The 26497-nt window shown below is 33.7% G+C and carries 28 protein-coding genes and 3 pseudogenes; 7 read left to right on the plus strand and 24 right to left on the minus strand.

Annotated elements, in window-relative coordinates:
* The first annotated feature begins 143 nt into the window (after nt 1-143).
* Entirely contained in the window at nt 144-416 is a 273-nt protein-coding gene (locus QUF93_RS19750) for a non-specific DNA-binding protein Hbs (protein WP_001043913.1), read from the plus strand.
* A 31-nt stretch (nt 417-447) separates the two neighbouring features.
* On the opposite strand, the gene QUF93_RS19755 is transcribed toward QUF93_RS19750, so the two are convergent.
* The 12 genes and pseudogenes from QUF93_RS19755 to QUF93_RS19810 all read right to left on the minus strand — a co-directional run bounded on the left by QUF93_RS19755 (nt 448) and on the right by QUF93_RS19810 (nt 11159).
* Nucleotides 448-915: a GNAT family N-acetyltransferase gene (locus tag QUF93_RS19755; RefSeq protein ID WP_289359960.1), complete on the minus strand. Its 468-nt coding sequence runs from the start codon at nt 913-915 to the stop codon at nt 448-450.
* Between the two features lie 164 nt (nt 916-1079).
* Entirely contained in the window at nt 1080-3497 is a 2418-nt protein-coding gene (locus QUF93_RS19760) for a heavy metal translocating P-type ATPase (RefSeq protein WP_289359961.1), read from the minus strand.
* Nucleotides 3498-3592: 95 nt separating this feature from the next.
* The gene (copZ, locus tag QUF93_RS19765) at nt 3593-3799 is read right to left on the minus strand and encodes a copper chaperone CopZ (RefSeq protein ID WP_002121588.1); all 207 of its coding nucleotides are present in this window, start codon (nt 3797-3799) and stop codon (nt 3593-3595) included.
* A gap of 328 nt (nt 3800-4127) precedes the next feature.
* Nucleotides 4128-4430 (minus strand): metal-sensing transcriptional repressor, encoded by a 303-nt coding sequence (locus QUF93_RS19770; protein ID WP_002121591.1) that lies wholly within the window; start codon nt 4428-4430, stop codon nt 4128-4130.
* Between the two features lie 324 nt (nt 4431-4754).
* Nucleotides 4755-4982, minus strand: coding sequence for a hypothetical protein (locus tag QUF93_RS19775; protein WP_149885211.1), 228 nt, complete (start codon nt 4980-4982; stop codon nt 4755-4757).
* A gap of 259 nt (nt 4983-5241) precedes the next feature.
* Nucleotides 5242-5415 (minus strand): annotated as a pseudogene (locus QUF93_RS19780) (cation diffusion facilitator family transporter); the annotation flags it as partial.
* Complete coding sequence (locus QUF93_RS19785) at nt 5412-6230, minus strand: alpha/beta hydrolase (protein ID WP_289359962.1); 819 nt, start codon at nt 6228-6230, stop codon at nt 5412-5414. The gene QUF93_RS19785 and the pseudogene QUF93_RS19780, both read right to left, overlap by 4 nt.
* Before the next feature lie 13 nt (nt 6231-6243).
* Nucleotides 6244-7065, minus strand: a complete 822-nt coding sequence (locus tag QUF93_RS19790) for an ABC transporter ATP-binding protein (RefSeq protein ID WP_289359963.1) — start codon at nt 7063-7065, stop codon at nt 6244-6246.
* Nucleotides 7066-7079: 14 nt separating this feature from the next.
* Nucleotides 7080-8102: a FecCD family ABC transporter permease gene (locus QUF93_RS19795; RefSeq protein WP_289359964.1), complete on the minus strand. Its 1023-nt coding sequence runs from the start codon at nt 8100-8102 to the stop codon at nt 7080-7082.
* Nucleotides 8095-9102: a FecCD family ABC transporter permease gene (locus tag QUF93_RS19800; protein WP_289359965.1), complete on the minus strand. Its 1008-nt coding sequence runs from the start codon at nt 9100-9102 to the stop codon at nt 8095-8097. The genes QUF93_RS19795 and QUF93_RS19800 overlap by 8 nt, the downstream gene beginning before the upstream one ends.
* 27 nt (nt 9103-9129) lie before the next feature.
* Entirely contained in the window at nt 9130-10095 is a 966-nt protein-coding gene (locus QUF93_RS19805) for an iron-hydroxamate ABC transporter substrate-binding protein (protein ID WP_002121605.1), read from the minus strand.
* A gap of 305 nt (nt 10096-10400) precedes the next feature.
* Nucleotides 10401-11159 (minus strand): exodeoxyribonuclease III, encoded by a 759-nt coding sequence (locus QUF93_RS19810; RefSeq protein WP_289359966.1) that lies wholly within the window; start codon nt 11157-11159, stop codon nt 10401-10403.
* Between the two features lie 154 nt (nt 11160-11313).
* Here QUF93_RS19810 and QUF93_RS19815 point away from each other — a divergent pair, with 154 nt between their 5' ends.
* Genes QUF93_RS19815 through QUF93_RS19825 form a run of 3 tightly spaced genes read left to right on the plus strand, consistent with a single transcriptional unit; the run spans nt 11314 to nt 13329 of the window.
* Nucleotides 11314-11910 carry a bifunctional transcriptional activator/DNA repair enzyme AdaA gene (locus QUF93_RS19815; RefSeq protein ID WP_289359967.1) on the plus strand — a complete coding sequence of 199 codons (597 nt, stop codon included), beginning with the start codon at nt 11314-11316 and terminating at the stop codon, nt 11908-11910.
* A complete protein-coding gene (locus QUF93_RS19820; protein WP_289359968.1) occupies nt 11891-12421 on the plus strand; it encodes a methylated-DNA--[protein]-cysteine S-methyltransferase in 531 nt (176 codons plus the stop codon). Before QUF93_RS19815 ends, QUF93_RS19820 begins: the two co-directional genes overlap by 20 nt.
* A complete protein-coding gene (locus QUF93_RS19825) occupies nt 12418-13329 on the plus strand; it encodes a DNA-3-methyladenine glycosylase family protein (protein ID WP_289359969.1) in 912 nt (303 codons plus the stop codon). The genes QUF93_RS19820 and QUF93_RS19825 overlap by 4 nt, the downstream gene beginning before the upstream one ends.
* Before the next feature lie 39 nt (nt 13330-13368).
* On the opposite strand, the gene pepT is transcribed toward QUF93_RS19825, so the two are convergent.
* The 4 genes from pepT to QUF93_RS19845 form a co-directional block, all read right to left on the minus strand.
* A complete protein-coding gene (gene pepT / locus QUF93_RS19830; RefSeq protein ID WP_289359970.1) occupies nt 13369-14601 on the minus strand; it encodes a peptidase T in 1233 nt (410 codons plus the stop codon).
* 138 nt (nt 14602-14739) lie between these two features.
* Nucleotides 14740-15315: a histidine phosphatase family protein gene (locus tag QUF93_RS19835; RefSeq protein WP_289359971.1), complete on the minus strand. Its 576-nt coding sequence runs from the start codon at nt 15313-15315 to the stop codon at nt 14740-14742.
* Between the two features lie 98 nt (nt 15316-15413).
* Complete coding sequence (locus QUF93_RS19840) at nt 15414-16220, minus strand: alpha/beta fold hydrolase (RefSeq protein WP_289359972.1); 807 nt, start codon at nt 16218-16220, stop codon at nt 15414-15416.
* 220 nt (nt 16221-16440) lie between these two features.
* Nucleotides 16441-16830, minus strand: coding sequence for a VOC family protein (locus QUF93_RS19845; protein WP_289359973.1), 390 nt, complete (start codon nt 16828-16830; stop codon nt 16441-16443).
* A 433-nt stretch (nt 16831-17263) separates the two neighbouring features.
* Here QUF93_RS19845 and QUF93_RS19850 point away from each other — a divergent pair, with 433 nt between their 5' ends.
* The 3 genes from QUF93_RS19850 (at nt 17264) to QUF93_RS19860 (ending at nt 21712) form a co-directional block, all read left to right on the plus strand.
* Nucleotides 17264-19987, plus strand: a complete 2724-nt coding sequence (locus QUF93_RS19850) for a sensor domain-containing protein (protein WP_289359974.1) — start codon at nt 17264-17266, stop codon at nt 19985-19987.
* A 167-nt stretch (nt 19988-20154) separates the two neighbouring features.
* Nucleotides 20155-21321, plus strand: a complete 1167-nt coding sequence (locus QUF93_RS19855) for a DUF2515 domain-containing protein (protein ID WP_289359975.1) — start codon at nt 20155-20157, stop codon at nt 21319-21321.
* Nucleotides 21296-21712 (plus strand): CBO0543 family protein, encoded by a 417-nt coding sequence (locus QUF93_RS19860; protein ID WP_289361003.1) that lies wholly within the window; start codon nt 21296-21298, stop codon nt 21710-21712. Before QUF93_RS19855 ends, QUF93_RS19860 begins: the two co-directional genes overlap by 26 nt.
* A gap of 10 nt (nt 21713-21722) precedes the next feature.
* Here the strand turns inward: QUF93_RS19860 and QUF93_RS19865 are convergent, their stop codons facing one another.
* The 8 genes and pseudogenes from QUF93_RS19865 to QUF93_RS19900 all read right to left on the minus strand — a co-directional run.
* On the minus strand, nt 21723-22145 hold the full coding sequence (locus tag QUF93_RS19865) for a YfmQ family protein (RefSeq protein WP_289359976.1): 423 nt from the start codon (nt 22143-22145) through the stop codon (nt 21723-21725).
* A gap of 65 nt (nt 22146-22210) precedes the next feature.
* Entirely contained in the window at nt 22211-22882 is a 672-nt protein-coding gene (locus tag QUF93_RS19870; RefSeq protein ID WP_289359977.1) for an LrgB family protein, read from the minus strand.
* Nucleotides 22883-22905: 23 nt separating this feature from the next.
* Nucleotides 22906-23262: a CidA/LrgA family holin-like protein gene (locus QUF93_RS19875; RefSeq protein WP_289359978.1), complete on the minus strand. Its 357-nt coding sequence runs from the start codon at nt 23260-23262 to the stop codon at nt 22906-22908.
* 51 nt (nt 23263-23313) lie between these two features.
* Nucleotides 23314-24750, minus strand: coding sequence for a MocR-like pyridoxine biosynthesis transcription factor PdxR (gene pdxR / locus QUF93_RS19880; RefSeq protein WP_289359979.1), 1437 nt, complete (start codon nt 24748-24750; stop codon nt 23314-23316).
* A 104-nt stretch (nt 24751-24854) separates the two neighbouring features.
* A pseudogene (locus QUF93_RS29070) lies at nt 24855-25043 on the minus strand (alpha/beta fold hydrolase); the annotation flags it as partial.
* Between the two features lie 23 nt (nt 25044-25066).
* Entirely contained in the window at nt 25067-25747 is a 681-nt protein-coding gene (bshB2, locus tag QUF93_RS19890; RefSeq protein WP_289375980.1) for a bacillithiol biosynthesis deacetylase BshB2, read from the minus strand.
* A 32-nt stretch (nt 25748-25779) separates the two neighbouring features.
* Nucleotides 25780-25974: a hypothetical protein gene (locus QUF93_RS19895; RefSeq protein ID WP_212936882.1), complete on the minus strand. Its 195-nt coding sequence runs from the start codon at nt 25972-25974 to the stop codon at nt 25780-25782.
* 225 nt (nt 25975-26199) lie between these two features.
* Nucleotides 26200-26450 (minus strand): annotated as a pseudogene (locus QUF93_RS19900) (UTRA domain-containing protein); the annotation flags it as partial.
* Nucleotides 26451-26497: the final 47 nt, after the last annotated feature.

Raw genomic sequence — 26497 nt, forward strand, 5'->3', positions numbered from 1 at the left:
AAATTGAATGTCTATAAAGTGACCCTAAAAAATATTACAAATTTCATTTTTTTCGTGAATATATCTACGTACACTTGTTCTCGAATGTTTTATACGTTATAATAACAACTTAAATAGCATTATTTACATATGAGGTGAAAAACATGAATAAAACAGAATTAATTAAAAGCGTAGCACAAAATGCTGAGATTTCTCAAAAGGAAGCTACTGTAGTTTTACAAACTGTAGTAGAATCAATCACTAACACTTTAGCTGCTGGTGAAAAAGTACAACTTATCGGATTCGGTACATTCGAAGTTCGCGAAAGAGCTGCTCGTACAGGCCGTAACCCACAAACTGGTGAAGAAATGCAAATCGCAGCTTCTAAAGTACCTGCTTTCAAAGCTGGTAAAGAACTAAAAGAAGCTGTAAAATAATGAAAAAATAGCCTTCTCATTTATGAGAAGGCTATTTTTTCATTACATAATTAATAAAAATCTGGCCATTGTGCTGTTTCTTTTGTTCCTTTATACAAATAAAACCGTTACTTTCAAAGAAAGGTTTTGCTGTAATACTCGCCTCTGTATATATATCCCTATGCTGCAAGTTCACTGCTTCTTTTTCTAACTTCTGCAGTATGTATGAAGCTATCCTTTTTCCTTGATAATCTTTATGCGTAAATAAGCGATCTACGTAATGAGCATCATTATAATCCCCAAATCCTACTATCACACCTTTATAATCAGCAACGTAACAAATATTCTCTTCTAAAGACTGTAGCCATCTCTCTCTATCTAGTCGCTCTGGAGCCCACGCCTGTAGCTGTAACTCGTTATAATCTTTTGCATTAACCGTATGAACCGTTTCATAGAACAATTGTAATACTTGTTCTAAATCCTCTTTCTGGAATCTTCTAATTATAATATCTTTTAACATATAAAAAATCTCCTTTTCAAACTACCACTTAACTTTTCTACTCTATACTGTTCAATACTCATACTTCATTATATATTTTCTATACGAACAAAAAACAATACTTATTTTAAGTATTGTTTTTTGTAAAAAGTCATATTCAATTACTATATTAATTGAGTTTTTTATTATTTTAATTTCACTCTTTGTAATCGTAATGCATTTAATACGACCGATACAGAACTAAATGCCATCGCTGCACCTGCAACCCAAGGTGCCAAGAAACCAAACGCCGCAATCGGAATTCCTAAGCCGTTATAAGCTAACGCCCAGAATAGATTTTGCTTAATATTTCTTATCGTCATTTTACTCATGAAGATCGCATCTGCAATACTATTTAAGTCACCGCGGATTAACGTAATATCAGCTGCTTCCATCGCTACATCCGTTCCTGTTCCAATTGCCATACCAATGTCCGCTGTAGCAAGGGCAGGAGCATCATTAATTCCATCTCCAACCATCGCTACTTTCTTACCTTTTGCTTGAAGTTTTTTCACTTCTTCTGCTTTTCCTTCTGGTAATACTTCCGCAATGACGTGGTCAATACCAACTTGCTTTGCAATTGCCTGAGCAGTTTGTGTATTATCCCCTGTAATCATAACGACATCTAGACCCATTTTCTTAAGCCTTGCGATAGCTGCTTTTGAAGTATCCTTTACAGTATCTGCAACAGCAACTATTCCAGCATACTCCTTATCTATCGCTATTAACATTGCTGTTTTTCCTTCTCGCTCTAATTCTTCCATCGATTTAGAAACTTCTTCAATATCAATATTGAATTTTTTCATTAATCGGCGTGTCCCAATTAATAATTGTTTTCCTTCTACAACCGACTCAATACCAAAGCCAGGAATTGCTTCAAACGTTTCTGAACTTGGGATATCAATTCCCTTTTCTTTAATTCCTTCTACAATCGCTTCTGCAAGTGGATGTTCAGAATTTTTTTCTGCTGCACCGACTAATTTTAATATTTCCTTCTCATCAAATCCATCTGCTACTATTACATCTGTTAATACCGGTTTTCCATTTGTCACTGTACCCGTTTTATCCAGAATGACCGTATCTAATCGGTGCGTTGCTTCTAAATGCTCTCCACCTTTAAATAAAATACCATACTCAGCTGATCTTCCTGATCCAGCCATAATAGATGTAGGTGTCGCAAGACCTAAAGCACATGGACAAGCGATAACAAGTACTGCTATCATTTTCTCAAGTGCCCCGCCAAAATCACCAGGTGTAACAAATACCATCCATACTACAAAAGTGATAATAGCAATCCCAACTACAACAGGTACGAAAATACCTGAAATTTGATCCGCTACCCTTTGAATAGGAGCTTTCGAACCTTGAGCCTCTTCTACTACTTTAATAATTTGTGCTAATGCAGTGTCTCTTCCTACTTTAGTTGCCTTAACTTTTAAAAATCCATTTTTATTCATTGTAGAACCGATTACTACGTCTCCGATTGTTTTATCAACTGGAATACTCTCACCTGTTAACATCGATTCATCTATCGCTGATTTTCCTTCTACAATTTCCCCATCTACTGGGATTTTTTCACCAGGTTTTACATAGACGATATCACCTGCTACCACTTCTTCGATTAAAATTTTTATTTCTGTTCCATCTCGTACAACTGTAGCAGTTTTAGCCTGTAATCCCATCAATTTTTTAATAGCTTCTGATGAACGTCCTTTTGCTTTTGCCTCAAATAATTTACCTAAAATAATTAATGTAATAAGTACCGCACTCGTTTCAAAATATAAATCTGTCATATGTTCTGAGGAACCAATTGATTGAATACTTAAATAAACACTATAGAAATAAGCTGCGGACGTTCCAAGTGCCACGAGAACATCCATATTCGCACTTTTATTGCGTAATGCTTTATAAGCCCCAATATAAAACTGACCTCCAATGATAAACTGTACTGGAGTTGCAAGTGCTAGTTGTACCCATGGATTCATAAGCATATCTGGTAAATAAATAAATGATGTAAATGAGAAATGGCTCACCATTGCCCACAATAATGGGAATGATAATATAAACGAAATAATAAACTTCTTCTTTTGTCGTTCAATTTCTTGTAAGCGATGATCTGTTGATCCATCTTGCTCATCTAATTTCACTTCTAATTTATACCCTAACTTTGAAATTGTACTCTTCATTTCACTGACATTAATTTCATCCGGATTAAAGTCTACCGTTGCCGACTCTAAAGCGAAGTTAACCGTCGCTTTGTTCACACCATCTAACTTATTTAAACGCTTTTCAACTCTATTCGCGCATGCTGCACATGTCATTCCTGAAACAGTAAACTCAGCTTTATCACTTACGATACCATATCCTAACGATTCAACTTTCTCTTTAAATTGTTGCGGATTTGTTTTAGTTGGATCGTACAAAATTTTTGTTTTTTCAAGCGCAAAATTTACATTTGCCTCTTGAACACCTTCTACTTTTTTAAGACCTTTTTCAATTCTATTCGCACATGCGGCACATGTCATTCCTGATATTTGAAGATTGGCCTCTTTTTGTTCATTCATGTCTCTCACCTCTATATACCCTCATGAGGTATAATTATTAGCAAAATAAATCGTACTTCGTTTAAAGTACGATTTATTTCCTTATCTAAAAATAATTATTGAACATCGTATCCCTGATCTTCAATTACAGCAACGATATCTTTTAACGTTACGACTGATGAGTCAATAGTAACTTCAACAGTTCCTTCTGTTAATTGAACTTTCACTTGTTCAACACCGTTTAGTTCTTTCACATTACTTTCAATAGAATTTACACAATGGCCACAAGACATACCTTCAACTTTTAATGTTAACTGTTCCATTTAAAATCCTCCTCTTGTTTCTTCATTGTTTATTAATCACAACTACATCTTACCATACCCCCCTAAGGTAATCAATGGTTTTATATAATGACTTTTATATTTTTTTATAAATTCCTTGTTTTCTCTTATCCCACACAGCATTCTTTGAAAAAAAACCATTCATTCTACGACAAAACATACATATACCCTTTATAGGTATATGACAGGAATTTAATCAATCGAACTATTACGTACACTCTGAAATTCCCTAGTCTTCTTGCTGTCGCTAAGCTTTACGGTAAAGGTCTTAAATAAACAAAAAACAAGCTAGTTAGATACTAGCTTGTTTTTAAGCCTTTGAAAACCGTTCAAATACGGTCATTAATTCTTCAATTGCTTCATCACCATTACCATCCTTAATAGCACCTGAAACACAATGACTTGTATGATTTTTGAGAACACCCATTCCTACTTTTTTCATCGCTGCATTAATCGCTGAAATCTGCACTAAAATATCTACACAATAGCGATCATTTTCAATCATATTTTGAATACCACGGACTTGTCCTTCAATTCGCTTTAATCTATTTATAATTTGCTCTTTTTCTTTATCTGATCTATGTGTTACCGCTTCATGTTCTTTATGATCCATATTATCACCTTCTTAAAGTTTCTCTTCATCTGATAAAAATAAATGTCTTTTTGAGTATATCAATTATAGCATTAAATATCTATGTATTGATACCCCATATGAGTATCTAATGTTTATATGATTATTCTTAACAAATTATTAGCTTCTCAATCTCAATTATCATTATACCCTGTCCCTTTTCCAAAAACCATTTAAGTGAAACTTTAATCAACGAGGGCTTTGTTCATCTCCCACTCATTATTAACCCGCGAATAACTGGATAAATAAAAGCCCCAATCTTCACATATTTGAATTGAGACTTTTTTCTTCCTATTATATATAAAGTTATTGTTGATCACATACTTTTGTGTCATTCACTACGGAAGTCCCTTCAACAGTTACCGTATGAAAACAGTCATTTACTCGAACAGTAACAACGTTATCTTGTCGATCAATGATATGATATTCATTAAATTTTTTATTAAGAGCACTGCGAATTTGCTCTCCTTCATAAATTGGAATGCCATGTGATAAAACCCAAATAAGCCCAGCGATAGCAAGAATAGTTTTCATACGATCTACCTCCTTGAGAATAAAGTGAACTTTTAATCGTTGTTTATTTCAGCCCTACTAATCATTAGTTGAATCAGTCGAGCTTTTATGGGGTAAGTTCATTTCGTCTATTTTATGTTTATGCTAATTGTGACGGAATTGTGACAACTTTTTGTCTCTTTAGACGAAAAATTGAAACAAAACTTTCAAAAAGGACAATTCTACTTACACAACTAAAAGGCTATGGAGAAATTCTCCATAGCCTTTTAGTTGCATTTTATTAAACAATCATTTCGTTATGTTTAATTTTAAGCGTTTCAATTTGAATTGTAGCATGTTCAATATGGAACTGTTGTTTTAACATATCAATCATATTTTGAGGAACTTCGTGATTCTCCTGTTTTTTATCAAACGTCCAAATATGAAGAGTATGCATATCTCGTACACATTCTACACACAACTAATAAATCGTAAACCCTTACTTAAAGAAGTCGGTACAACTGATGCATGATTCTCTCCTTCAGCCTCATAAAACTTAAATATAAACTTATTGTGTTTTACTTGGAGAAGGCGTTCTGATAATGCATTTGCATCTACAACCATATGCTCTCGCTCCGATGATCCCACTGTAAGGAATACTCCCGTTTCAATCTTCGCTTCATTTAATTCATTTATAAGATTCTCTTCTTTTTCAAGTATGGATTGATTATTCCACCAAATAGACGGGCTACTAATAAAATAATTTTGAAAAGCATTTACATTTGTAAATAGTATATGTAATGCAAATAATCCGCCTAGCGAATGACCAAATAACGTTTGCTTTTCTTTATCGATTTCAAAAACATTTTCAATTTGTGGTTTCAATTCTTCTTCAATAAAAGTAAAGAAGTTATGCGCTCCACCTGTTTTAGGCCACGGTTTACCATCCGGTTTTAAAGGAGCATCTTTTGAAATTACGGCAGGTGTAAAATCATAGCATCTTTCTTCACCTGAAAATGCCCCTTCAATTGGATAACCAATACCAACTATAATGGCTGGTGAAACACCTGTTTTTTCCGCTCTAACCGATTGTATTTTAACCGCTTCATGGAACGTTTGGAAAAAGGCATTGCCATCTAATACATATATGACCGGGTATCCTGACTCTGGTGCTGGTTGCTTCGGCTTTGAAATATGAATTTGATATTCCTTACCTTCTAATTTTGAATACATTTTCCACTGTTCTGTATTAGATATAATAATCTGCTGTTTTTCGATAGTGGTATTCATTGTAAATCCCCCTTTAACTCGTTACATACATTTCTACTTTTTCTTCTTGCGATACAACGCTATCGTAGCCGAAACAAACCGGAGAGCCGTTATACGGATCAATCATGACACGCGCATCAATATGAAATACTTCTTTTAATACTTCATTTGTGATGATTTCTTCTGGACTACCAGTTGTAACGATTTCCCCATCTTTCATTGCGATAATTTCATCTGAAAATCTCGCTGCGTGGTTAATATCATGTAATACCATTACGACCGTACAATTATGTTCTCTATTTAACTTCTCTACTATTTGCAATACATCTAATTGGTGAGACATATCAAGATATGTAGTTGGTTCATCTAGTAGTAACACTTCTGTCTCTTGTGCTAAAGCCATCGCTAGCCATACCTTTTGTCGTTGACCACCTGATAAATTTGCAATTTGTCTCGTTCGAAATTCAGATGTTTTCGTTATATCTAATGCCCAATCGATCATCTCTTTATCTTTTGAAGTTAACTTATTTACGTTATTTCGATGTGGATAACGTCCATAAGAAATTAATTCTTCTACTTTAAGTTCTCCTGGTGCAATCGGAGTTTGCGGAAGTAAAGCTAACAGCTTGGCAATTTCTTTCGTTGGAATTGTATTTAAATCCTGTCCTTGCAAATACACTTTACCGCTTTTTTGCTTTAAAATTCGTCCCATTGTTTTTAATAATGTTGATTTACCACACCCGTTCGGCCCTATAATTGTCGTTACTTTCCCTTCTTGTATTTCCACATTCAAATCGCGAAACACTGTAAGCTTTTCATAACTCGTTTCTAAATTTTTTGCACTTAAAATACTCACTTTTATTCCTCCTCTTACGCTTTCGCCTTATAAAGTAAATATAAGAAATATGGTACACCGACAATAGAAATAACGATTCCAACTGGTAACTCTACAGGTGTGAAAACTGTTTTTGCAATAAAGTCTGAAGCAATTACTAAAAACATTCCGATTACTCCACACGTCGGAATGATATGCTTATGCTGAATACCTACAAGTCTTTTCGCTATATGCGGTGCCATTAAGCCAATGAAACCAATACTTCCTGAAACAGCAACACATGCGCTCACAAGCCCGATACTACTTAATAGTAAAATTGATTTCTCTCGTTCTACTGAAACACCTAAACTTGTAATACTCGTTTCTTCCAATTGAAATAAATCTAATAAATAAGCTTTCTTTTGTATAAGCGGAATTAATATAATAAGCCACGGCAGCATAGCAACAATATATTTCCAGTTTGCACTATATATACTTCCAGACACCCAAACTGCAGCCATCTCGAAATCAGTTGACTTCATTTTGAGTGATAAATACATAGAGAATGCTCCAAACCCTGAACCGATTGCAATCCCTGTTAATAAAAGTCGCTGCGGGTCTAACTTACCGTTTTTCCAAGAAAACAGATAAATTATTATCGCCGCACCTAACCCGCCAACTAGGCCAAACATCGGCATCATCATAATAGAAACCCAGTCTGTACTCTTTAATTGCCCTTGAAAGAAAAACATAAAAATTACGATTGCTGTACCTGCCCCTGCATTCACTCCTAAAATACCCGGGTCCGCCAATCCATTTCTCGTAATCCCTTGAATTACAGCACCCGCAACGCCTAGACCCAATCCTACTAATCCAGCAATTACAATGCGCGGAAGACGAAACTCAAAAATAACTAAATCATGTTCTGGTACTGGATCTATTCTAAAAAGTGTTTTAAATACATCTGTAATCGTAATATCAAACGTACCATTCGTTAAACTAATATAAATAGCACATAAAATTAAAAATACAATAATCCCAATAGTCATTACAAAACGTTGACTTGAACTTTTAGGCATGTCTCTCTCCTCCTTTTGTACGGATTAAATAAAGGAAGAAAGGAATACCAATTAATGATGTAACAACTCCAATTGGTGTTTCAAATGGATAATTTACAAACCTACTTAAAACATCACATAATGCTAAGAAAACGCCACCAATAACGCCTGCGCATGGCAAAATCCATTTATAATCTACCCCAATTATAAAGCGAGTAATGTGTGGAATAATTAAGCCTACAAAACCAACTTTCCCCACTAAAGCAACTGCCGTTCCTGTTAAAAAAATTACTGATAAAATCGCCATCGCTTTAACTAATTTTGTACGCTGCCCTAGATTAATAGAAACCTCTTCTCCTAAAGAAAGAATGGTAATAGATTTTGATATGAACAGTGCTAAAATTATCCCAATTATCCCGAAAGGTATCGTGATTTTAATGATATTAGGGTCTACTTGGTCTAACTTTGCATTAAACCAAAAACTAACATTTTGAGAGATTTGAAAATACGAAGCCATCGCAGCCGATACACTGCTTAAAAATGTTCCTATAACTGTCCCTATAATTGCTAACCTAACAGGGGATAAGCCATTTTGAAGGAGTGAGCCAAAACCAAACACTATACCGGCTCCTAGTGCCGAACCAATCATTGAACATAAAACCATACCGATCGATGACATTCCCGGAAGAAAAATCATACTAAGTGTAATAACAAAGGCTGCACCATCCGTCACACCCATAATAGAAGGGGATGCAAGATAGTTTCTTGTCATCCCCTGCATAAGTGCTCCTGATATTGCTAGAAATGCTCCAACTAAAAGAGCCGCAACTACCCTTGGTAAACGTGAAGTAATAATAATATTATGATCCACATCGCTTGGATCAAAATGAAATAATGCATTCCACACTGTTTCAACATCAATACTTTTCGCCCCATACAAAATAGAAAGTATAACTGTAAATAAGATGAGTATGGGTGCTATACATAATATGGTTACTGGTACTGCATTCGTTTTCTGCATATCATTCAACGCACCTTACTTATTGTATTATTTAGATAAATTTTTCACTGCTTCTTTTAAGAATGCTGTTTTACTCCAAGCTGTACCACCTTGTGCCATTGGATCTACAACGTTTACAAATACTTTCTTTTCTTTCGCAGCATTCATACTTTGCCAAATTGGATTTTTTTCAATGTCTTCTAGCACTTTCGGTTTATTATTTTCGCTTGCTTCATATTGTAAGAAAACATAATCCGGATTAATTTCTGCCAGTTTTTCTAAGGAAATTTTTTCTTGTGCTTTTACAGTTTTAAGTTGTTCTGGAGCAGTTAGTCCAAGATCTTTATAAATTACAGGATTAAAGTATACTCCTTCTGGATATAGGAATAGGTCGTTTGCTCTTAATCTAATTACAAGTACTTTTTTATCTTTTAATTTATCCCCAAGTTTTGCTTTTGCTTTTTCAGCGTCCGCATTGTAATCTTTAATAATTTTTTCTGCTTTATCTTTTTTACCAGTTAGTTCTCCCATTAACTTTAAGTTATCTTCCCAATTTGTTGAAACGTGTGATACTGGGAATGTAGGAGCTACTTTCGTAAATTTTTCAGCTGTTTCTGCTGGGAATTTCGTACTTGATGTAATAACATCTGGCTTTAATTGAAGTAATGTTTCGAAATTCGGTTCCATTTTCTCACCTACAGATTTTGCACCTTCTAAATCTTTTTCAAGATACTTTGGTAATTTACCACCTACAGTAATCGCCCCTACTGGCTTAATTCCAAGCACTGCCGCATCTTCCATCGACTCTAAACTAGCTGTCGCAATTTTATCTACTTTTGCTGGTACTGTATATTCTTTACCTAAATATGTAATTTTTCGCTTTTCATCTTTTTTCGTTTCTGTAGCTTTTGTCTGTTGTTTTTGCTCCCCAGAAGTTTTATCTGCACTATTACACGCTGCTAAACCTACACTTAAAACTGTAACCATCCCTAATGTAAATAATTTCTTGTTCATATTTATTTATCTCCTCTCGAAACCTTTAAATATATTATTCCAACAATAAAATTTAATTATATGAAACATAATCCTCATCTATATTTCACATTGTTAACAAATCTACGTAAAATGGAGAGCCATTCTCGTTCACTTCCCCTAGTATTAAATTCTTTACAACCCTCAACCAACGATAATCGTTATCATTGATAATGATTATCGTTATTAAGTATATATTTAATATCAGATTATTTCAAGAATGATTTGAAAAATTTTAACAAACTGAACAAAAAAAAGTATCTCCTTTTTCAAGAAGATACTTTTTTTTAGAAATCCATACGTAATTCAACTGGACAATGGTCTGATCCCATTACTTCACTATTAATTTTCGCATCGAGAATTTTATGTTTTAACCTTTCGGAAATGATAAAGTAATCTAAACGCCATCCGATATTTTTCGCCCGCGCTCCCATGCGGTATGACCACCATGAATACGCCCCTTCTTGTTCAGGGTATAAATATCGATATGTATCAATAAACCCTTCCTCTAAAACACGTGTAATTTTTTCTCTTTCTTCATCGGAAAAACCAGGATTTTTCCGATTGCTTTTCGGGTTTTTTAAATCTATTTCTTTATGAGCAACATTTAAATCGCCACAAAAAATAACTGGTTTCTTTTCATCTAATCGCTTAATATAAGCCCTGAAATCATCTTCCCATTCCATTCTGTAATCTAAACGTTCTAATCCTCGTTTAGAATTTGGTGTATACAGCGTTATCATATAAAAATCATCAAATTCTAACGTAATAACTCGTCCTTCTTGATCATGCTCTTCAATCCCTAAACCGTATGTAACAGAAATCGGTTCTTTTCTTGTAAAAATAGCAGTTCCCGAATACCCTTTTTTCACAGCGTAATTCCAGTATGTATAGTATCCTTCTATATCTAAATCGATTTGTCCACTTTGTAATTTAATTTCTTGTAAACAAAATATATCTGCATTAGATTCTTCTAGATATTCTAGAAATCCGCCTTTTGCAATAACTGCTCGCAAACCATTTACATTCCATGAAATCAACTTCATTTATGTTCCTCCTCTTGATGTGCATTTTCAATTTTCATGCTAACACAAAATAGAAAAACAATCATATTTTCATCTTTGTAATCTTGCTCTTACATTTGTGAATACGTACATATGCACATTATTCAGGTTATACTAATTTCAGAGGTGATGTTCTTTGCACAATAAAGGGTTTACGTTAACAAGTGAGCATTGGCAAGCAATTATTCATAATGATTCTTCCTATGATACCAAATTCTTTTATGCTGTGAAATCGACTGGGATCTTTTGCCGACCATCGTGCAAATCGAGAATACCGAATAAAAACAACGTACGAATTTTTCTAAATGCAGAGCAAGCATTGCATGAAAACTTTCGTCCGTGCAAACGTTGTAAACCAAATGGGATCACTTTACCTAATGAAGAGTGGGTAGAACAAATTAAAGACTATATTGAAAAACATTATGACGAAGGGTTAACTCTCGACCTACTCGCGGAAATGTGCCACGGTAGCCCATTTCATTTACAACGCACTTTCAAAAGACTGATAGGAATAAGTCCAATAGAATATATACAGCAATTCAGGATTGTTAAAGCCGCAGAATTCCTTTCACATACAAATCAAGCCGTTAAGGAAATTAGTACTGCTGTCGGGATAGAAAACCCAGAGTATTTCGCAACTCTATTTAAAAAGAAAACCGGATTTACTCCTACTGAATATCGAAAAAAAAACGAAATGAAAGAGGGATACAATAATGAATTCCCACAAAAATAAATCTATATATTGGACGCTATTTACACATAAAAATTGGAACTTTCATATTGCTGCAACTGAAAATGGACTATGTTTCATAGGATCCCAAGACGAAAACTTCGAAGAACTAAATATATGGGCTAGAAAAAAACTGCCACAACATATATTGACCCGCAACCCAGACTACTTGCAAACATATACGAGAGAAGTTATCGAGTATTTAGAAAACAAGCGAGAAACTTTTACATTCCCTATCGATGCTTACGGAACGGACTTTCAATTATCTGTTTGGAATACGGTACGTGAAATTCCTTATGGAAAAACATATTCTTATACAGAAATTGCTGAAAGAATTCAAAAACCTAAAGCTGTGCGCGCCGTTGCTTCTGCTATTGCTGCCAATCCTCTTCTCATTACAATCCCTTGCCATCGCGTTATAGGAAAAGATGGAAAACTAACTGGTTTTAGAGGAGGGTTAGAGATGAAGAAAGAATTGCTTACATTAGAAAAGTTACAGGTGGAATCCATATGACAGCAGAATATAATAGCACATTAACTTTAGTAGTTCCAAAAGAATTTAGTTTCCAAGAAAACTTACGCTATCTTTCACGTTCTAACAATGAATGTATGTTTCATATTGAAGATAACAAAATTTATAAAGTTATCCCTGTTCAAGATGTAAACCCTTTAGTTGAAATTAGTATGAATACCGATGGCAATATTCAAATACGTTTTTTAGGAGAATCATATATCTCTGAAAAATGGATATGTGATGTTGTAGCTAACTATGTAAAAGAGTGGTTTGATTTAACTACGGATTTAACTCCCTTTTATAAATTAGCAAAACATGATCCACTCCTTCAAGGACCTATTCAAAAGTATTATGGACTTCGTACATTAGGTATTCCAGATTTATTTGAAGCACTTTCCTGGGGAATTATCGGTCAACAAATTAACCTCACATATGCTTATACGCTAAAAAGAAGATTAGTCGAGCAATTTGGGAAGTATGTAGAATGGAACGATAGAAAACATTGGATATTCCCCTCTCCTGAAACGATTGCAACTCTACATGTAGAGGATCTTAAAAAATTGAAGATGACAACTAGAAAATGTGAATATTTAATTGGTATTGCGCAGTTTATTACAGAAGGGAAACTATCAAAAGAATCTTTACTACAAATACAAGATGTGAAACATGCTGAAAAACAATTAACTGCTATCCATGGTATAGGGCCGTGGACTGCCAACTATGTTTTAATGCGCTGTTTACGGTTCCCTTCAGCTTTTCCAATTGATGATGTTGGTTTGCATAATGCAATTAAATTTATAACAGGTTCCGAAAATAAACCGACTAAAAATGAAATAAAAGATTTCGCATTAAATTGGATTAACTGGGAATCTTATGCAACTTTTTATTTGTGGCGAGTGCTATATTAAAAAGAACCAAGTAGCACATTCGTACTACTTGGTTCTTTTTTAAGCTTGTTCTTCAAATCGTCTTGCGATTTCTACAATAACTTGAACAGCTTTTTCCATAGTATCTACCGAAACATACTCAAATTTACCGTGATAGTTTTCACCACCAGTGAAAATATTTGGCGTCGGTAATCCCATATATGATAATTGTGATCCATCTGTTCCACCGCGAATCGGGTGAATGTTCGGTTCGATATTTAAACTTTTCATCGCTTCATACGCAATATCAACAATTTCTCTCACTGGTTCAATTTTTTCAAGCATGTTATAGTATTGATCATTCATTTCTAAAACGACTGCATCTTGCCCATACTTCTCTTGCATTTGCTTCACAATATTTTCAACGTTATTTTTACGCGCTTCAAAATTTTCACGATCAAAATCTCGAATAATATAATACGCTTTACTTTGCTCAACATCACCATTTAAAGAAAGCAAATGATAGAATCCTTCATAGCCCTCTGTATATTCCGGTGCATCTTCTACTGGTAAATGCCCATTAAACTCCATAGCAAGTTTAGTTGCATTACGCATTTTATTTTTCGCTGTTCCAGGATGTGTATTCGTTCCGTTAAACGTTAACTTAGCACCTGCAGCATTAAAGCTTTCATACTCTAAACCACCTAATGGACCTCCATCCATCGTATAAGCAAATGATGCACCAAATGCTTCTACATCAAAATGCGATGGTCCACGGCCAATCTCTTCATCTGGTGTGAATGCTACTCTTATTTTCCCATGCTTAATTTGCGGATTATGTATTAAATAATTCATTGCTACCATGATTTCTGTAAGACCAGCTTTATCATCTGCTCCAAGAAGTGTTGTACCGTCAGTTGTAATAATTGTATGTCCTTTATATGATGGTAGTTCTGGGAACTGTTCTGGCGTTAGCACAACGTTTAACTCTTCATTTAACGTAATTGCTTTCCCATCAAAATTTTCATGAATTTGTGGTTTTACGTTTTTCCCCGTAAAGTCTGTTGCTGTATCTAAATGTGCTAAAAAGCCGATTACAGGAACATCCTTATCCGTATTAGCAGGAAGTGTTGCCATTACATAACCGTTATCATCCATCGTCACTTCTGTTAAGCCAATCTCTTTTAACTCTTCTACTAATAACTTACCAAATTCAATTTGTCCAGGCGTTGTTGGTACTGTATGGCTTTCCTCATTTGATTGTGTATCAATCTTTACATATCTCGTAAATCTTTCAATAAGTTCTTGTTTCAAATTCGTTCACTCCCTTTTATATTTCTTTCTCTATTATAATCCTTATAATGAAATATTTTAACTTTTTTGACTGCAATAATGCTATGAAAAAAGTGTGTTTTCAAAGTAACTTTGAAAACACACTCCATATTATCCATTTCATTCTTCTCTCCACAATCTCTCTACATTCATTAATTGATCTTCTTTGAATCCCATCTTATATATATCCGGTTTTGATGTATTCATTAAAAATTCAAATCCATATTGATTATCAAAATAATTCATCATTAGTGTCATTACAAGACCATGTGTACCAATTACAATTTTATGTCCTTGAAAATGTATTAATATTTCTTCTAACACTTTCACTACCCTTCTCTGACATTCTGCATATGACTCTCCTTCAGTTAGTGCAAATTCCGGATTAGAAAACATCCTCTTTACAAGTGGATACACTTCCTTGTCTGATACAATCTTATCCCTACTTGAAAACCTACACTCTTTAAGATTTTCATATACTACTATTTCTTTTTCATAAAAATTAGCTGACTCTTCTATCGTTAACATAGCCCGATTATACGGACTTGAAATAAAAGTATCAATTCCCTCCGCTTTTAATATCTCAGTTACTCTACGAGCATCCATATGTCCCTTCTCAGTTAATCCACGCGTTCTTTCATTTCCTTCTAATTTTGGTGATTCACCATGCCTAACCATATAAATATATGTAGTCATACTTCCCCCTTGAAAATATTTATAAGTTAATAAATTACTTTAATCTAAACCTTCCTAAAATCTAGGAAGAATCTATATATTTATTTTTTCAAGCTACTTTATTCGACTGTTCGTCTAATCCACTCTCCCACTAAACTCTCAAATAATTCCGGCTGTTCAATTTGTAAATTATGTCCTGCCATATCTAACACTGCTAATGTCGCTCTTGGGTACTCCTCAATTATTCCTATAATATCTTGATATCCTACCGATATATCTTGCCTTCCTGCTAACAGGAGAACTGGTTTCTCATATTTATTACTATGAAACTTTAAAGAAAGGGGATAGTTCTTTTGCAAACTCTTAATAAATTCATTATTAGCAACTTCTAGTCCTGACTTAATCTCTTCTTTAAATCGCTTATATGTATATTCATTTGCTACCACTGCTAACTCACAAAATTCTTCCCTTTCGGTTGAAGTGAGCGTTTTTAAAAATTCCTCATCTCTTACAATTACCTGTTTATCTGGTAGAAGTCTTTTCCCTGGTTGCGCTACAACAACAGGACATACTAATAATAATCCATTAACTCTCTCAAACATCTTTGAGAGTAACCCTCTAGCTAAATATCCCCCATAAGACTCTCCTACTAGTAAAAATTCTTCAGTTGGAATGATTTTCTCAATAAATGTAGTTAACACTTCTAATATACGATCTGAACTATTTATCCATTCTGGAGCATTCGATTTTCCCATGCCAGGTAAATCCATATAAATTCTTTGATAACCTTCATATTTCTGAAATACTGATTCCATACACCTCTTCATTAACCTATGGTCAGGAGTACAACCATGTATGATAATGACTGGTTTACCTTCTCCCACAATTTCATAGTATATTTCTGCATCCTTAATTCGGCATATCATAAAAAGTCCTCCGTTTTTATATCTTTCTTTAAAGACAAAGCCATAAGAATATGCGTTCTTATTTTATAATATTCGATAACTTTTTAAAATGAGAAATTTCAGATTATAAATACAAAAAGGCTTTCCTTTAAGTTTCTACCCTTACTAAGGAGCCTTTTTATATTTTCTTTTATCCAAATTGAAAGTCGAACTCTCCTCCTTCTAACAGTTCCGTTACACCTTATTCTTCTATTTGCATCAACACAATTCTCCAACCATCCGGATCCTCTATTGTAATTCCTTTTTCTTTCCAATACGGATTTTCTGGCTCTACCTCTTCGTATCCCATTGCATGCAGCCTCTTACTCACTTTTTCTATTTCACTATATTCTTGCATATAAAATACTAGTAAATTATCTTTTGTTGGAGCCGGACATGGACTTCCATCTATATGTCTTGTAAATTCTAAATGATACTCTTCATCTGGTAGACCGAACATGATCCCATCATAGCCTTCATGATCGTAGAATTCACCTATACGTTTTAAGCCTAATCCTTTTTCATAGAATGCTATAATCTCTTCAAACTTATCTGTTGGACGTGCTATTCTAAACTTCACCCAATTTTTCATGCTCTTCCTCCCATACTAAAAACTTTATGAAGTGTTTCATATTATTGTATATACTTAACACCTTTCTGAAATCCCTCATTAGTATGAGAATAGATGCATACAAAAGTCTTACTTAATATCCTATAACAACAAAAAACTCCCCTCACCTAGAAAGAAGTTTCCTTTCATTTTATATGCAATTTTGCATCTCCACTTGCAAATCACTAAAAAACCTTTAAAATCTACAGGATGACTAAATATACAATTTCAATCTACATTCCTTATAAACTAAAAATTATTGAACGTAATATTTTTTCAACTTCAAGAAATATCACACTATTCAATTCTTTCCTTATAATCATGATTTTTATAAGGAAATCTGATACAATTTTTAAGTAATATTATTATGTATAGATATTACGAACATAGCGCATACTTAAAGAAGGTGATTTTATTGAAATTAAATAAAAATTTACAACTATGTATATTAATCACAACATTGATATGCTATTCCATCTATTTTATGTTTTTCTTTCTATTCCCTACTCATTTTTCAAATTTCAATGTACGCTTCGCTTCACTCATCGTTGAAGCCATTACATTTATATCATTAATTTACTCTATATATTCTAAAAAAGTTAGTTCAAACCCTTTTTGGATATGTATCACAATAGCAATTGGTAGTTTTTTATTAGGAAAAATAGTATATACGTATCAAGATAACTTTTTCGAAATTCCAATACATCGTTTTACTGTTTCTGATGTATTTTACATGTTTTTTCTATTCTTCTGCCTTATCGCTTTCTGCTATAAAATTTTAAAAGAGTGCAATAAATGGGAAAAAGCGTTCTTTATTTGTGATATATGTATAGTACTTACTTCTATATTCACATTAGAATGGTATTTATTTAATCAGCCAAATTTAAATATATTCTCTCTTTCACTGGGAGATGTTTTCCTTTCATTTCTATATCCAATTGTAGATTTACTATTTCTTCTACTAGGTGTTAGTCTCTTTTTCCGCCCAACAATTTTTAATTCTAAACGGAAAATTTATATTTTTATTTTTGTATTAATAAGCTCTGCAACTTTTAACTATATTTATTTTTACTTACATAACCATTTATCAACTGACACGATAACATTATTACGTCTTTTATATAGAATACCTATATTACTTATCGCAATAGCTGGGGCTATTTCCGAGGATTATAATAGTCATAAAAATTATTTCATTGTAAACCCTTTACTAGGAAAAAAAGTTTTAGTCGTATTTCCCTATCTTGCTGTTGCAATACTAATCGGATTTACATTAAAAGAACAAACATCATCTTCAACTCTCATTACAGGAAATTGTATTACTTTTGTTTTCGTACTCATTCGTCATTCTATTGTACGTATGCAAAACAATTCCCTAACAAAACGTCTACAAGCGTTTAATGCTCAACTGGAAGAAAAAGTTACTTTAAGAACCTCTGATTTAGTCCAAAAATCAGAGGCTTTATCTCAAAAACAACAAAAATTTAAATCTTTATATGAGTATCACCCTGATCCTATTTTTACGATTGATTTAAATGGAATATTCTTAAATGTAAATAAAGCAGGAAGTGTATTACTCGGAGCACCAACGAACGAGTTACTCGGTGAAACATGTTTTTCGATTATTTTAGATGAAGATAAACATAAACTAGCATCTGCATTAGAAAAAGTTAAACAACAAGAATCAGCATCCTTACAACTTAGTTCTCAATATAAAGATGGCTTTACTTATTTTTTATACGTTACCATCGTTCCTATTATGATAGATGGACAAATTTCAGGAAGCTACATTATGGTAAAGGATATTACCGCACTAAAAAAACAACAAGAAGAAATAAAATATTTAGCATTCCACGATACTGTAACGAAAATTGGGAACCGATCCTTTTTCCATAGGAAGTTAAGAAAATTTATTAAAAATGCTCAAACAACACAAAGTGAGTTTGCATTATTATATTTAGATTTAGATCGCTTTAAAGTAATTAACGATACACTTGGACATTCTTCAGGTGATTACATATTAGAAGAAGTAGCAAAACGTTTCCAATTATGTCTTCCATCACATACTCATCTGTCAAGAATCGGTGGCGATGAATTTACAATTTTAATCGAAAACTATACGGACCATGATTCCTTATTCAAGTTATGTAACCAATTATTTGAAGACATGAAAAAACCATTTGTCATATATGAGCATAAATTAACTTTATCACTGAGTATCGGCATCGCTATTTATCCACATTCTGGAATCGATACCGCTACACTTCTGAAAAATGCTAATGTTGCAATGTATGATGCAAAGGCAAAAGAGCTTAACTCTGTCTCTATTTATGACGATGTAATCGCTAAAAAAATCGAAAGACGTTTACGACTAGAAAAAGATTTACCAAACGCAATACAAAATGAAGAATTGTTCCTTTTATATCAACCTCAAGTTGATAGCAAATCTAACAAAATTATCGGTGCTGAAGCTTTAATCAGATGGAATCATCCCGAATTAGGTGTTATTTCTCCATATGAATTTATCCCGATTGCCGAAGAAACACTACAAATTATTCCAATAGGAAAATGGACATTACAGCAAGCCTGTCAGCAAATGAAACGTTGGCACGCACTCGGATATTCACATTTAAAAATAGGTGTAAATTTATCTGCTAAAGAATTTGAACAAGAAGATTTTGTAAAGTCTATTTCTTCTACTTTAGCAACTACAGGTTTACCAGCAAGTTCTCTCGATCTTGAATTAACAGAGCGAATTGCAATGATGGATGAGCGAGAAACATTGATAAAACTGCGTACACTAAAAAGTTTAGGGATTCACATTTCAATCGACGACTTTGGTACAGGCTATTCTTCCCTAGCCTACTTACCTTTATATCCAATCGATACGTTAAAAATCCCGAGAGAATTTATTACAATGTCTGAAACGTGTGAAGATGGAATGGAAATCATTAAAACGATCATCACATTAGCACATACATTAGGAATGTCTGTCATTGCTGAAGGTATAGAAACGAAAGAACACGTAAATTTCCTTCAAAAAAATAAATGTCAGTTTATTCAAGGTTATTATTACAGTAAACCTATTCACGCTGATTCATTTTCTACTCTGCTGGAAAAAGGAATTCATTCTTTATAGCTTTACTTTATAATCTTTAACGCAAATAAATACAAGAAAAAGGAAAGAAGAGCCCGTCTCCTCTTTCCTTTTTCTGTACTTTGCAACTTTTCATTTCCCTCACATATCATTTATTTAAGTAGTTACTAATACATTTATGATAACAGACTTGAATAGGAGGGAATTACATGCACCACGACAATCCAAATAATAAACTTTACAAAAACACCCCTCTGTCCCTCTTCTCTATAAAAAATGAACTGAAACAAAAATGCACCAACGCAAATAGCTTTCTTTATAATCTTTCGAAAGAGGAAGAAAGATTGCTACATACAATTAAAGAACGAACAAAATTATTAAATCAAAATAATGTGACAAGAACTCGCGCTTACTATCAATTTTACAAAAGATATCCTGAAATACATTGGGCTTTGCTTGGACATATGGTATCGCGTAACGGCGGTTGGAGCATGACAGATTTAAAAGGGGATTTGTATACGAAGTTGTTATCTGAGAAAGATCAATTTACTTTTTTTTCTTTTTTAGAGCGAGGAAATTGGCTTATCTTTCAAGATGTGTATCCACAATTTTTGTTATATGAACAGAGTTTAAAAACATCCACAAATCTTTTTCACCTCCTCCCTCATCTTAATGTTTCAACATTTATGGAAACGATGTGGAACTTTTTCTGGAAAACTGGAAACAAAAAAGTATTAGCAATTGCGACTATTATTAATGAGCAAAACTACTTAGAAAAAAGAGTGATTCAAAATACACACTTCAAAAAAAAAGTACTAAATAGTATTGGATTCAGGCTTTTTGATTTCTTTCAATTTAATCATATCCTTTTCCCTTTCTATGAAGAAAATTCCAAACAGAAAATACTATTAATTGGTGATACAATGAAACATTTCACTTCCTTGCACGAACGAATTTTACTCGGAAAAAGATTATATGCATTATTATTTCATGATGAGTATGTTTTAGCTTCTATACTACAATGGGCTGATACTCATCCACACACTGGATCCCGAAAAGATTATTGGCCGCATTTATTTTCAAGTGTAAATGAATCCTTTTCACGAGAGTTTTATAAACGAAGAATAAAGAGGTGCCAATTAAAAAGTGATTCCTATCGTATATACAGCCCTGCGCTTATTTACGCATGGAAAAATATGAAACACGAGGAAACAAAACATGAAGATTGGTTTAACGACTGGCAAATCATACATTATTTAACTGATAAGGAGGAAAGGATACATGGACAAATTACAGAAGACTACTGTAAAACACTCGAAAAAATTGAACTCGCAATTCTCGCAAAGAAAAATGTTCTCCTTCGAGAAGAAGAATGATTTTCTAGCATTAGCAGTTACAATCTTTCTCTCTTCTATTATCGGAACTTGCTTAGATATTTTCTTCATTAATAGACAAATATATACCTTTCCAATTAGACCCTTTCCATCCATATTTTCAGTTAACATAGCTTTTACCTTGTTCATACTGCCGATTTTAACAACCTCTTTTATACAAATTTCAAGAAAATTATCTACAGCTTCTAGAACTCTATTTATTATTTTAATAGGTGTTTGTGCTAGCATTTTTGAACAAGTTGCTGAGAGATTGGGTTTATTTGTACATAGTATGAATTGGCAGCACAGTTATTCTTTGTTTGGATATATCATTTTCTTTTCTCTTATTTGGAAATTTTATAATTGGATAAAAATAAAGAGACCGTTTTTATAACGGTCTCCCCTTAAGCATACTCTTCTGTTACTGCTACTGAACGACTTTGAAGGCTTTTTGATCGCAAACGATATGCAACTACTTTCTTCTTATATTGCTTTACTACATCAACGTGTTCCACGTAGCTATATATAGAAAATCTAATCTCTTTTTTTCCTTTCTTTGTCTCAATGACTATTGGTGTTCCTTCTCCTTGCGGCGGAAAATAATGTTTATCTAAAAATAAAGCCTCGTTAAAGTCATTTATAACTTGAAGTTTCATTTCTCCTTCTATACTTTTTCCATCAACTGTTATAATCGTATTTTCCTCATCAAGTTTTTGATGTAATTCAAATCTACTAATAATTGATTCTACAACAGAAGTCGGCATACTAGAAACTAGTACTTTAAGAGCACCAAAAATAAATAATGTAACTATAAACCACGTTGTCACTTTCATCATCTCCATTACGTTCTAAAATGAGTAGTGTTATACTCCTTATTACGATTCATTAATTTTCAAAATAAAAATTTCATTCCATAAGGTACGAATATACTAATAAGTATCCCTGTTACAATCATCGTTACCGAACCGATAGTTGCTTCTTTCTCGCCTTCTTTCACTAGACGACTCACACCGATGATATGTGATGCACAGCCCATCCCTACTCCTTTTCCAATTATACTTGTTATACGGAAAAGCTTAAGTACTGTCGGTCCTATAATAGCACCTGTTATTCCTGCAACAACTACAAAACTAGCTGTCATAGATGGGATACCACCAATTTGCTCAGCTAGCGAAACTGCAATGGGCATCGTCGCTAATTGCGGTATCGTTGTTAATATAAGTTCTTTATCTATATTCAACATTTTCCCAATCACTACATTCACACTTATTAAAGCTACTATTCCGATTGCTACTCCTATCAGTATCGATAATAAATTTTTCATCAGTATCTTTCGTTCCTTAAATAGCGGTATAGCTAAAGCTACAATTGCTGGGCTCAAGAAACTGGAAAGAAAATCTCCCCCATTTTCCTTATACTCATGATGAGAAATCCCAAAAGTAAGAAATATACAAATCATAATTGCCGTAACTGTTAACACCGGTAGAGTAAATGGAAACGCAAATTTTTTATATAGCTTTGTCGCCAATATATAAATCACTACAGTAATAAAAATTAAGACCATTTGAATAGCGCACCTTGTCAATTTTATTTTTTTGATGTTATTAACAATTGACTTACATAACCTGAAATAATCAATGTTACTAAAGTACTTACAACAACTAGAAAGAACACAATACTGCCCTTACTTAAAAGGAAAGAACCGTATTCCATTAATCCAGTCGTTGAAGGAATTAAAAATAATGGTAAAAATACTATTAGTTTTTCCGCCCCTATCTCAAACCATTTTAATGGCAAAATACGAGTGGAAAGAAGAAGAAAAAGGATTAACATTCCTATTAAACTTCCTGGCATAGATAGGTGAAATACTTCCCGGATCCATACGCCTGCTAAGCTAAATAAATATAGTATCCCTACTTGAAGTAAGAGCGTCAAGTACTTCAATTGCTTACCCCCGTTTCAAAACCATGTGCCCCCATATCTTCTATAACGCACTTACTCTTGTATCTCATTTAAGGTCTCTGCAAACCTTTTAATTCCAACCTCAATTTGTTCTACATTTGCTCTACCAAAAGTAAATCGTATATATTCCCTTTTCGAGCCTAGAACACTTCCTGGAACAAACGCTACCCCATTTTGTATAGCTTTACCTAATAAATGATATTCATCAAAAGAGCCTTGAACTTTACACCATACATGTATTCCGCCCTCAGGAACAAAAAACTCAACTCGGTCCCCTAATAATTCTTCAAGACTTGCAATTAACTCGTCTCTTCTTTGTTTCAATTGTCCACGAAGCATTGTAATATGCGTATGAAAATCCTCGGATTCTAAAAATTGATTTGCTACCCACTGTGTAAAAACACTATGCCCAAAATCAACTTGCTGCTTCGCATCTGCCAATCGTTCAATTACGCGCGTGGGGCCAATTACCCAACCAATACGTAATCCTGATGCAACAATTTTTGATAATGAACTTACATATAGAACATTTCCATTTTGGTCCATCGATTTTAATGTCGGATTTACTTCTCCATTAAAAGAAGTCAAACTATACGGATCATCTTCTACAATCGGTATACCAAATTCAGAAGATAGTTCTAAAATCTTTTTACGTCTCGATAATGAAAGCACCGTTCCAGTTGGATTTTGATAATCTGGATTTAAGAACACCATACGAACGCGGTGCTTTTTGTGCAAATCAATTAAATCATCTGGATTCATACCATGCTGATCAACTGATAAATGGTATATTTTTAATCCTGCTGATTTAAACATCGGAAGTGAAAAACAATAGGAAGGATCCTCAATCGCAATCGCATCACCAGGCTTTAGCAAACATTGAACGATAAGATTAAGTGCCTGCTGGGCTCCAGATGTAATAAGAATAGAACATGAATCAGCTTCTATTTGTTTATATTGCTGAACATGTGCTGCAATTGTTTTTCTCAACATTTCATTTCCAAGTGGATGGTCATAACCGAGGTTTCCCATAAATGTTTTCTCCGACAAAATCGTTCGAAATCTACCGCTCGGAATTAACTCTGGTGACAATTCACCACTCGCTAAATTAATTAAGTCATCTTTTTGTGTTTCCGTTCGAATTTGTTGAACGAGTGGTACATTAGGTAAGAACGATCCATCCTCAACGTACCTACCCCAGTTCGGTATTCGTTTATGCGACACACCCCATATGTCTGTATTGACCCTCGTTCCGCTTCCTTTTTTCCGTTCTACTACCCCAAGTGATTTCAATTCTTCATACGCAGCCACTATCGTACTCCGATTCACTTGTAACTCCTTTGCTAGCATGCGCTCGGAAGGTAATTTACTATCAGAAGGAAATTCACCTGAAGAAATACCTCTTTCAATATAATCAGCAATTTGTTTATAAAGAGGTGTCTTATCTGCACGATTTAGTTTCCATTCCATCTATTTCCCTCCTCTTAAAACCGACGTCTCTAATTCATTAATAACAAGTATTCACTGTATAAATAGTATTAATCAATCACATGGTTTACAAATGTCTCAACTGTCTCATTAAAACTAGTAGGCTGTTCTAAATAAGGCAAGTGTCCACTATTTTTCAACTCAATGAAAGTCGAATACCGCCTTTGATATAACCAATTATTTGAATTTCCTCCAAGACCGTGTAAAAACAATATAATTGGTCCCGATCCTTCTATATTGTAATAAACCTTTTGATTCTTATATATAAAATAGATATAAATCCCCTTCAGTTATAGCACTACATTTTCTTATTCTTTAATGGATATATCCAAAACGGCTCTTTTTCTAACCACTCAACTATTTCTGGAACACCGCCTTCATACTCTCTTTCCAGCTCCTCCGCCTTAGTTGCAAACTGTGATGTATGTGCTCGTAATGCCTCTAATTTTTTTGGAACATATTCTTTCACTTCATTTTTAAAATCCGGAGGCCCAATTTCAGCTTCATGATTATTCGAAAAAGCTACCGCATAAAAAGTCGGTCGTTTACTTTCCGGAATATTAGCTAATGCCTCTACTACCGCTTCCCCTGTTGCATCATGATCTGGATGAACTGCATATCCTGGATAAAAAGAAATAACTAACGAAGGATTCAATTCTTCGATACAATTTTGAATTAAACTTCTTAATTTTCCGGGTTCTTCAAATTCTAGAGTTTTATCACGATATCCCATCATACGTAAATCTTCAATCCCTAAAATATTTGTAGCTAGCTTTAACTCTTTCTCTCTAATAGCATATAAAGATTCACGTGTTGCATATGGTGGATTTCCCATCGCTCTTCCCATTTCACCAAGTGTTAAGCAAACATAAGTAAGAGGGATTTTCTCCTCAGTATAAGCCAAAATGGTGCCAGCCACGCAATACGACTCATCATCTGGGTGCGGGAAAACAACTAAAACGTGGCGCTCATTTTTCATCAATACATTAACTCCTCCATCATATACAAACTCTATAAAATAACGACCGCATACCATGTAACCCCCACAAGTAGTCCTAAAAGAAGGATGACATAGATAGCAGATAAATTTTTCACATTCCTCTTTGTAGACTTACCGTAATTCTCTTCCACATTTCGTGCGACTAGTACGGTCCCAAACAGTGATACAACTACAATAATAACAACTAGTGAAATTGCAAAACTCATTGTCTTTTCACCTCTCTAACACCAGTCTATTTAAACAAAGGAGATACATATAAAATGTCCTTCTTAAGGTATCAATAAAATACTACCTTTCTTCTCTTATCATAATAGAAGTTTGCAAAAAACGGACCAACCACTTTTAGGTTTTTTTGCTCATCCACTTCAAAATAAAAAGCAACTGATCTCCTAGAATCAGTTGCTTTTTTACAAGTCTAATTATATTCATTTTCACTTAAAATTAATCCGATTTAAAAATTTGGTCTTTTCATAATGAAACATCGATTGAGATAACTCAAAAATTGTTCCACTTACAAGACAAACTATATTTTAAATAAGAAGCGCCGGATCACCTTCATTTAGTTCTAAAAGCTGTGCATTTTCGTTATTTACTTTTCACAACTAATAACTTTATCGGCAAAGCCAATATTTAATCGTAAATCTTCAATGAAATAACTGTATACAGAACTTAATGCTATTTCCTACCTTTCATAATTTGTTATACACTAGGAAAATAGCAAACAAACTA

This window comes from Bacillus hominis (assembly GCF_030348325.1).
Lineage (GTDB): Bacteria > Bacillota > Bacilli > Bacillales > Bacillaceae_G > Bacillus_A > Bacillus_A hominis.